This is a genomic window from Bradyrhizobium sp. NBAIM08, assembly GCF_020193935.1.
Lineage (GTDB): Bacteria > Pseudomonadota > Alphaproteobacteria > Rhizobiales > Xanthobacteraceae > Bradyrhizobium > Bradyrhizobium yuanmingense.
This window is the reverse complement of the sequence record NZ_JADYVR010001118.1, coordinates 1-395: the sequence shown is the minus strand read 5'-3', so window position 1 is coordinate 395 and position 395 is coordinate 1. Positions and strand designations below refer to the sequence as shown.

The 395-nt window shown below is 70.1% G+C and carries 1 protein-coding gene; it reads right to left on the bottom strand.

Going from position 1 to position 395, the window contains the following annotated elements; translation table 11 throughout:
* A partial coding sequence (locus tag I6F37_RS43745; protein WP_225154947.1) for a response regulator transcription factor occupies nt 1–266 on the bottom strand: 266 nt, incomplete at its 3' end.
* Nucleotides 267–395 lie beyond the last annotated feature (129 nt).

Here is a 395-nt window from a genome sequence, read left to right as displayed (position 1 = left end):
TAGTCATCCAGATCGAACGTCGTCAGGATCAGCACCCGCGCCTCGCCGGCCGCCGCCACGATCTGGCGGGTGGACTCGATCCCGTCCATCACCGGCATGCGCACGTCCATCAACACCACGTGCGGCGCGCTACGGGCGACGACATCGATGGCCTCGCGACCATCGCCGGCCTCGCCCACCACCGTGATGTCGACCTCGCTCTCGAGGATCATCCGGAAGCCGGCGCGGACCATCGCCTGGTCATCCACCAGGACGACCCGAATCACGAGGCGGCGCCCACGGGGAAGACTGCCCGCACGCGCCAGCCACCGCCGGGGCGGGGCCCGGCCAGCAGCTGCCCATCGAAGGCAGCGACCCGTTCGCGCATGCCGACCAAACCGAAACCGGGACCCGCA